This is a genomic window from Dehalococcoidia bacterium (assembly GCA_035574915.1).
Classification (GTDB): domain Bacteria; phylum Chloroflexota; class Dehalococcoidia; order DSTF01; family WHTK01; genus DATLYJ01.
This window is the reverse complement of sequence record DATLYJ010000081.1, coordinates 22,578-30,517: the sequence shown is the minus strand read 5'-3', so window position 1 is coordinate 30,517 and position 7,940 is coordinate 22,578. Positions and strand designations below refer to the sequence as shown.

Below are 7,940 nucleotides of genomic sequence, written 5' to 3'. Positions count from 1 at the left end.
GTCACCGTCGTCCGGGAGACGCGCGCCACCGAGTACGCCCGGTGAGACCTCAGCCCAGCCCTCTCTCCGCGGCGGAGAGGGGGCTTTCAGAGTGCTGGGAAGTCCGCAGTTGCTGACGCGGCGCCGCGGAGTCGGCCATGGCTAGGCCTTGCCGCGCGCAGGCGGACCGTTCGCCTGTCCTGAAGCCACTCGCAAGGGAGCGCCGGCAGGCGTCGACTCGCGCCGGGCAGGTCCTCTGCGAGCCCGTCGCAGGCCGTGACCTCGGCCGCCATCGGTCCCGCCGCCGGCGCGCCGTTGACCCGTCCGTGGTCGCCTTCTACTATCGCGAAGCATCCCTGATGATTGAGGTCGACAGCCCGATACACGTAACCGCGATCCCGGCGGAGATCCTCCGCCAGACCGAGGTCCTCTGGCGAGGAAGTCCCCGACTGGCTCGAAGGCGTCCTCCCGGGCCAGCCGGGAGGACCTCCCTGCTCCCAACGAGGCGGCGCGTCCAGGCGTTCCCTCTGTCTGCTGCGGAGAGGGTGCAAAGAGGTGAGGTTTGCGCGTCCTCTTCATCGGTGACGTAGTCGGGAAGCCGGGTCGCAGGGCCCTGGAAGCGCTGCTGCCGCCTCTGCGGGAGGAGCTCGCGCTCGATGTCGTCGTCGCCAACGGCGAGAACGTCGCCGGCGGCCGCGGCCTCACGGACCGCACCGCGCGCGAACTGTTCGAGGCCGGGGTCGATATCATCTCTTCCGGCAACCACATCTGGGACCAGAAGGAGATTATCGAGCTCCTGGACAGCGATAAGCCTGTCATCCGCCCGGCCAATTACCCGCCCGGCAGCCCCGGCCGGGGCTGGGTGACTCACAAGGGCCTGACAGTCCTGAACCTCCAGGGGCGCACCTTCATGCAGGCTATCGACTGCCCCTTCCGCACCGCCGACGCGGTCCTGGCGGACGGCCTGCCCGCGCCCATCCTGGTCGACTTCCACGCCGAGGCCACGAGCGAGAAGGTTGCCATGGGTTGGTACCTGGACGGGAGGGTCGCCGCCGTCGTCGGCACGCACACGCACGTCCCGACCGCCGACCAACGGCTCTTGCCCGGGGGCACCGCTTACGTCACAGATACGGGCATGACAGGCAGCCGGGACAGCGTAATCGGCTTCGAGGTGGAGGCCGTGCACCGCCTCTTCCTGACGCAACTGCCGACCCGCCTGCCCGTCGAGGAACGCAGCCGCGACGTAAAGCTCAATGCCGTGCTCATCGAAATCGAAGGGGCCGCCGGCCGCGCCCTCTCGATCCAGCGCATCGACCGCGAGACGGTGCTGCAGGCGGGCGATGGGCGCTAAGGCAGACTTCCACAACCACAGCACCGCCTCCGATGGCCGCCTGACGCCGTCGGAACTGGTGGACCTCGCCTACCGCAACGGCGTCCGGATCTTCGCCCTCACGGACCACGACTCCACCGAAGGCCTCGACGAGGCGCGCAGGGCCGCCGCCCGCTACGCCGACTTCACGCTCGTCCCCGGCGTAGAGCTGAGCACCGACGTCGAGGGCGGCGAGGTGCATATCCTCGGCTACCTGCCCGAGCCCGACCACCCCGAGCTCCAGGCCGCACTCAAGCGCTTCAGGGAAGGCCGCTTCGAGCGAGGCCGCCTCATGGTCGAAAAGCTAGCAGCGCTCGGGAAGCCGGTGAGCTGGGAGCGAGTAAAGGAGATCGCGGGCGAGGCCAGCATCGGGAGGCCGCATGTCGCGCTGGCCATGGTCGAGGCCGGCCACGTGGCAAACACCACCGAGGCCTTCGACCTCTACATCGGCCGCAATGGCCCTGCATATGTCGAGCGAGAGAAAATGACGCCGGTCGAGGCCGTGCGGACGCTCCGCCGCTTCGGCGCGGCGCCCGTCCTCGCCCACCCTACCTTCGTCAACGACGCCGAGGCTGTCCTTCGCGAGCTGGTGCCCGAGGGCCTTGCGGGCATGGAGGTCTTCTACAAGGCCTACGACGCCGCGACGGTTGCCCGGTTGCTGGAACTCGCCCGCCGCCATGGCGTCCGGCCCCTCGGCGGCAGCGATTACCACGCCCTTGACCGGCCCGACGAGCGCGAGCCGGGCATGGTGGACAACCCCCTGCCCGATTGGGCAATCCGCGAGTTCGTGGAGAAAGAATTGCCTTGGCTGAAGACAGCCGTCCCGATCTGACTTCGCCCGCCACGCCCGAAGGCGAGAGCGTCGTCTATTGCGCACGCCACCCCCAGGTGGAGACGTCCCTACTCTGCGGGCGCTGCGGCACGCCAATTTGCCCGCGTTGCCTGGTCCAGACGCCGGTAGGCGCCCGCTGCCCCACCTGCGCCAACGTGCGGCGCATCCCTACGCTCGACGTCAAGCCGATCTTCCTCGTGCGCGGCTTCCTTGCCGCCACGGCGGCCGGCCTGGCAGTGGGCGGCGTCTGGGGCTTCATGACCTCAGGTCGGGGCACCGGTTTCGTCGGCTTCTTCATCCTGTTCCTGGCGATGGGGATCGGCTACGCCATCGGCGAAGCCGTGAGCCTCGCCACCAACCGCAAGCTCGGCCCCGCACTTCAGGCGAGCGCCGTGTTCGGGGTCCTGCTGGCATATCTGGTCCACAACGCCGTCGCTGGCCTGCCCCTCCTGCCCGCCGGCGACTTCTGGGGCTACATGGCGACCATCCTCGCCGCAGTAATCGCGGCCCAGCGGCTCTCCCGCTGAGGGCCGGCGCGCCCAGGTTTATCCCTGGCGAGTCCTTAATCTTGGCAGTCTTTGGCCTAAATAACGGCTTCCGCCAGCCGAATCTTATCTAGGACTGGGCACTGCCCGGGAGGCGTGTTGGTGCTTGACTACCTCGCGAAGCTCTCGCGCATATCCGCGCGGCGAAGTCCCGGCGTCGACGTCGTGCTCGAGGCCACGGAGACCGTGCGCCAGGCCTTGCGTGCCGAAGAAGCATACGTGATCGCCGCCGGCGACCCGCACTTCACCCGGCTCGGCGATGACTCGAACCCCGAGCAGTACGAGATAAAGCAGAGGGGTTACTGGATCGTCTGGCGGGAGCTCGCCGCTGACATAAGCGTCCTGGGCGCCGTGTTCGCGGTCGAGAACAGGCTCGTCACGCAAGGCGTCGCGCTCCAGCCCGGGACGGCCGGCACTCATGTTGCCACCATCCTTCCGGGATACGAGTCCAACTCCGAGCTGCTGGTCGTCCGCGGGCCCTGGCCCGAAGGGTTGAGCGAGGAAGAGGTCGCCTTCCTGGAGGCGGCCCGTCCGATACTCGCCTCGCTCGTCTGCGCCGTCCTCGATAGCCGCCGGCAGGCACGACAGCGGGAGCAATTGAGGGCGCTCGCGGAAGTGGCGCGCGCCTTCAGCGAGGCATCGACGGTCGACAACGTGCTCGAGGCCGTGTGCACCGCCCTGGCGGACGCCTCGGGGTTCGATTGGGTCCAGATCCTGGTGGTGGACGAGGCCTGCACCTGGATCCACGACCGCGCGGTCAACCTTGCTCGCCATTCCTCGACGCAGACTGCGGCCATGGGCCTGCGCGGCAACAAGCGCTGGCTGAACATTGCCCGCCGCTTGAACCACTCTCGCCGGCCGATCCTGCGACCCGACCTCATGGAACCGGACCCGGACGACACGCCGGACGTCACGGCGTACTTCCAGCGCGCCCATCTCAGCTCTCAGGCCATCCTGCCAATGTTCTTCCAGGATAAGATGCTCGGCTTCGTTGTCTTCTCGAGCACGCTTCGCCGCACCTTCGAGGGGCCTGAAGTCGACTTCCTCACGGACCTGGTCTCGCAGGCTGCCACCACGATCAAAGGCCTCCGTCTTTACCAGGAGCTGGAAGAGGCCAGCCGCATACAACACTTCCTGGCGCGCACCGACGGCCTGACCGGCATACCTAACCGGCGCTACATCGAGGAAGTCCTGCGCGCGGAATGCGCGCGCGCCCAGCGCTATGCCGAGCCCGTCGCTGTCGTCATGGCAGACCTCGACCACTTCAAGGACATCAACGACACGTACGGGCATGCGGCAGGCGACGACGCGATCAAGCACGCCGCCGAGGTGGCGCGAGAGAGCTGTCGAGAGTCCGACTTCGTCGGTCGCTGGGGCGGCGACGAATTCCTGTTCATACTGCCCGTCACCTCGATGGACGGCGGTCTCGCCTTCGCGGAGCGCTTCCGGTCATCCCTGTCCAGCTCGGCGTTCGTACCGCGTGGCGCGTCCGCTGTCTGGAGGATAACCCTCAGCGCCGGGGTTGCGGAGGCGAGCCTGGCCTGCTATCCGCACCCGGACTCCCTCTTCCAACTGGCGGACCAGGCCCTGTACCTGGCCAAAGAGAGCGGACGGGACAGGGTCATGCCGGCCCGCTTTCACGCGGCCGCTGCCTGAATCCGATCACTCACCCAGTCTTGAAACGCGCCTGAAAAGCCGGGTCTGCGGCCTTTTACGGGGGCCGGCAGTCCGGCCTGCCACTATTGGACCGAAGAAGGAAGGGAGTCCATGACCATACTTGCCTGGATTGTCGTTGGCCTCATCGCCGGCCTAATCGCGAAGGCTCTCATGCCCGGTGACGACCCGGGCGGCATCATCCTCACGGTCCTGCTCGGCATCGCCGGGGCCATCGTAGGCGGCTTCCTGTCCGTGGCGCTCGGCGTCGGCACCGGTGTCGACGACTTCGACCTGGGCACCATCGTGCTCGCCGTCCTCGGGTCTATGCTCCTGCTCCTCGCCTATCGCCTCGTGGCCGGCGACCGCGGCATGCACATTTGACGGCGGAGGTCGAGCTCGCCGCTCGCCCTCCGCCTCGACCGCCTCGCCCGCTCAGGGCAGGCGGTTGAACCATGCCAGGGAGAAGCCTCCCGCCACCAGCGAGAACAGGAGCGCGACCCCGGTCACGTAGTACGTAAGGTCGCGTTCCTGAGGCTCGCTCTGGCGCTCGCGCGCCAGCTCGTCGTAGACGTTCGCCAGCTGTTTCTCGTCCTGCGCGCTCAGGTACTTGCCGCCGGTCGCGTCGGCAATCGCCTGCAGTGTCTCTTCGTCCAGCCTGGTGAAGACGTTCCGGCCCTGGATCCGGAGCACAGTACCCTGGGGCGTGCCTATGCCGATCGTGAAGACCTTGATGCCAGCGGCCACGGCTTCTTCGGCCACGGCCAGCGGTGAAGGTCCCGTGTTGCTCTGGCCGTCGGACAGCAGCACTATCGTCGCCGCTGGCGGCGCGCCGGACGCCGCCGGGCGCACTGGCGTAGGTTGCACCGGGGCGAAGGGCGAGCGGTTCTGGGCACCCGGCCGTGGGGTGTCCGCGCCCTCATAGATGGCGTCGAGGGCGGCCTGCAGTCCTCCGCCGATGTTCGTGCCGCGCTGCGGCTGCAGGCGGTCGACCGCCTTGTTGACGGCGCGCTTGTCGCGCGTCGGCGCCTGGGAAAGGATGCCGAAGTCGCTGAAGGAGACGATGCCGATCTCGACGCCCTTCGGCTGCTTCTTCACGAACTCTTTCACCGCCGCCTTCGTAGCTTCCATCCTGTTCGGCGCAACGTCCTCCGCCCACATCGAGCCGGAAACGTCGATCGCGAGGATCACGGTGCCGGTATCGAAAGCGTTCTCGACGATGCCCTTGGGGCGCGAAAGGGCAAAGATCATCGCCCCGAGCGCCACCAGGTAGAGCGCCGCCGGGATGTGGCGTCTTATTCCCGGGCCCTTACCCACCGCCTCGCGGAGCAGCGAGACACTGGCGTAACGCACGGCGTACTTGCGGCGCGATAGCTGCATCAGCACGTAGGCGCCCACGACGACCGGCAGCAGCAGCAGGAAGACCAGCGCTTCCGGGGCCTGCAGGCCAAAGGAATCGATAGACCACGGCCAGGTGATCAGCATTGCCCACCCCCGATGCGCGACTGTTTCACGAAGCGACTCCCGCGGCCCGCAGGTAACCGGCGCCCTGGCGCTGACGGCTCTGGCGCCGCAACAGCACGAATCGCCCCAGGTCCCGCACCAGGTCGCCCTCCGTGCTCAGGAGGAGGGCGTCGATGCCGTGGCGGGAGAATGTGCGCTCGATGTGCCGCCGGCGCTCTTCGACAAGCGCGCGAAAGCGGTCGCGAAACTTCCGGTCCTGCGTCTCCACGTAAATCTGCTCCCCGGTCTCCGCGTCCTGCATCACCACCGGGCCGATGTCCGGGATCTCCTCCTCGCGCGGGTCACGCACCCACACGGCGACGACCTCATGGCGCCGCGCGAGCCGGCTCAGGGACTGCTCCCAGCCGGGAGCGGAAATGAAGTCCGAGACGACGAAGACCAGCGACCGCCGCCGCAAGGTCTTGCCTGCCTGGTCGAGCACTTCCGCCAAGTTCGTGGCCCCGGGCGTCGAACGCCGGTCGGGGCGAGAGATCTGATGGATCAGGCGCAGGGCCTGCAGCGCGCCCCCGCGAGGCGGCACCACCTCGTCGATCTGGCCGGAGAACAGGATGGCGCCAACGCGGTTCCCGTGACGCGTAAGCAGCCGGGCCAGGACGGCGGCGAAGTCATGCACGAGGTCGCGCTTGCGCATCAGGGCCGTACCGAAGTCGATGGAGCCGGAGAGGTCCAGGAGCAGCCAGGCCGTGATCTCGCGGTCCTCCATGTACTGGCGGACGTAGGGCTCGCCCATGCGGGCAGTGACGTTCCAGTCCATGTAGCGCACGTCGTCCTCGGGCTGGTATTCGCGCACCTCGGCGAGGTCGAGCCCGTGGCCGAAGAAGAGTGAGCGGTAGTCGCCCTGGAGCATGCCGTCCAGCCGGCGCACGACGTACCAGTCGAGGCGCTTCAACACCGCCTCCGCATTCGTCCGCGCTCGGGCTTGCTCCGGGAGCGGCACCGATGTCATGCCGTCCGCCAGTCCTTAGCGGGCATGTGGGCCGGGGTAGGCGGCGCCTGGCCGCCGGTAGCGGCCGGGCCCTGCCCCCGCTCCATCATCGGCCGGGCAGGGCGGGCGACGACGTCCATGATCCGCCTGATCACGGCGTCCGGCGTGACGTTGTCCGCGAGCGCCTCGTAGGAGAGGACGACGCGGTGGCGCAGGACGTCTGGCGCAAGATCGGCGATGTCACCGGGGACGACATAGTCGCGGCCGCGGAGCATCGCCAGGGCGCGGGCGCCGAGGACGAGGTTGATCGAGGCGCGCGGGCTGGCGCCGAAGGCTATGTAATGCTTGACGTCGCCGGCGCCATACTCCGCCGGCCGGCGGGTGGCGCCGACCATCTGCACGGCGTACTCCATGATCTGCGGGTCGACGTAAACTGCGTCGGCTTCACGCTGCATCCGCAGCAGGTCATCGGCGGTAATGATCTGCCGGACCTGGTCCAGGCCCCGGGCCATCCGCTCGACGATCACCAGCTCCTCGCGTTCGCTCGGGTAGTCGACCAGCACCTTCATCATGAAGCGGTCGACCTGGGCCTCGGGCAGGGCGTAGGTGCCCTCCGTCTCGATCGGGTTCTGGGTCGCGAGCACCAGGAAGGGGTCGGGCACCTCGTGCGTGTCGCGGCCGATGGTGACCTGGCGCTCCTGCATCACCTCGAGCAGGGCCGACTGCACCTTGGCCGGCGCGCGGTTGATCTCGTCCGCCAGGAGAAGGTTGGTGAAGACGGGGCCAAGCGACGTCGTGAACTCGCCCGTCTTCTGGTTGTAGATGCGCGTACCTATCAGGTCCGCCGGCACCAGGTCTGGCGTGAACTGAATGCGGTCGAAGGTGCCGCCGATGACCTGCGCGACGGTCCGGATTGCCAGCGTCTTCGCCAGGCCAGGGACGCCCTCGACGAGGATGTGCCCGCGCGCGAGCAGCGCCACCAGCATGCGCTCGAGCAGCGCCTCCTGGCCAACGATGACGCGCTTGACCTCGAACAGCACCTGCTCGATGGGCGACTGCGGTTCCTGGGTCTGCGGCGTTGCCTCGCTTGTCATTGGTCCTCCTGTTGCGGCC

8 protein-coding genes are annotated in these 7,940 nt (G+C 68.1%); 5 read left to right on the top strand and 3 right to left on the bottom strand.

The genetic code is table 11. The features are described 5' to 3' along the window. The first annotated feature begins 541 nt into the window (after window positions 1-541). From VNN10_07935 to VNN10_07915, 5 genes are all read left to right on the top strand, one after another. Window positions 542-1,330 carry a TIGR00282 family metallophosphoesterase gene (locus VNN10_07935; GenBank protein HXH21945.1) on the top strand — a complete coding sequence of 263 codons (789 nt, stop codon included), beginning with the start codon at window positions 542-544 and terminating at the stop codon, window positions 1,328-1,330. Further along, window positions 1,320-2,180: a PHP domain-containing protein gene (locus VNN10_07930; GenBank protein HXH21944.1), complete on the top strand. Its 861-nt coding sequence runs from the start codon at window positions 1,320-1,322 to the stop codon at window positions 2,178-2,180. Before VNN10_07935 ends, VNN10_07930 begins: the two co-directional genes overlap by 11 nt. After that, window positions 2,153-2,707 (top strand): B-box zinc finger protein, encoded by a 555-nt coding sequence (locus tag VNN10_07925; protein ID HXH21943.1) that lies wholly within the window; start codon window positions 2,153-2,155, stop codon window positions 2,705-2,707. Before VNN10_07930 ends, VNN10_07925 begins: the two co-directional genes overlap by 28 nt. Before the next feature lie 120 nt (window positions 2,708-2,827). Then, window positions 2,828-4,381 (top strand): sensor domain-containing diguanylate cyclase, encoded by a 1,554-nt coding sequence (locus VNN10_07920; protein ID HXH21942.1) that lies wholly within the window; start codon window positions 2,828-2,830, stop codon window positions 4,379-4,381. Between the two features lie 111 nt (window positions 4,382-4,492). Further along, entirely contained in the window at window positions 4,493-4,762 is a 270-nt protein-coding gene (locus VNN10_07915; GenBank protein ID HXH21941.1) for a GlsB/YeaQ/YmgE family stress response membrane protein, read from the top strand. 51 nt (window positions 4,763-4,813) lie between these two features. Here VNN10_07915 and VNN10_07910 read toward each other — a convergent pair whose 3' ends face one another. From VNN10_07910 to VNN10_07900, 3 genes are read right to left on the bottom strand one after another with little or no spacing between them, the layout of a single operon-like run. Further along, window positions 4,814-5,863, bottom strand: a complete 1,050-nt coding sequence (locus VNN10_07910) for a VWA domain-containing protein (GenBank protein HXH21940.1) — start codon at window positions 5,861-5,863, stop codon at window positions 4,814-4,816. Window positions 5,864-5,888: 25 nt separating this feature from the next. Beyond that, on the bottom strand, window positions 5,889-6,794 hold the full coding sequence (locus VNN10_07905) for a DUF58 domain-containing protein (GenBank protein ID HXH21939.1): 906 nt from the start codon (window positions 6,792-6,794) through the stop codon (window positions 5,889-5,891). Between the two features lie 50 nt (window positions 6,795-6,844). Next, window positions 6,845-7,921, bottom strand: a complete 1,077-nt coding sequence (locus VNN10_07900; GenBank protein ID HXH21938.1) for a MoxR family ATPase — start codon at window positions 7,919-7,921, stop codon at window positions 6,845-6,847. Between the last annotated feature and the right edge of the window lie 19 nt (window positions 7,922-7,940).

Coding starts and splice junctions, on each gene's coding strand:
- VNN10_07910 (HXH21940.1), bottom strand. CDS start 5,863: ATGCTGATCACCTGGCCGTGGTCTATCGATTCCTTTGGCCTGCAGGCC.
- VNN10_07900 (HXH21938.1), bottom strand. CDS start 7,921: ATGACAAGCGAGGCAACGCCGCAGACCCAGGAACCGCAGTCGCCCATC.
- VNN10_07930 (HXH21944.1), top strand. CDS start 1,320: ATGGGCGCTAAGGCAGACTTCCACAACCACAGCACCGCCTCCGATGGC.
- VNN10_07915 (HXH21941.1), top strand. CDS start 4,493: ATGACCATACTTGCCTGGATTGTCGTTGGCCTCATCGCCGGCCTAATC.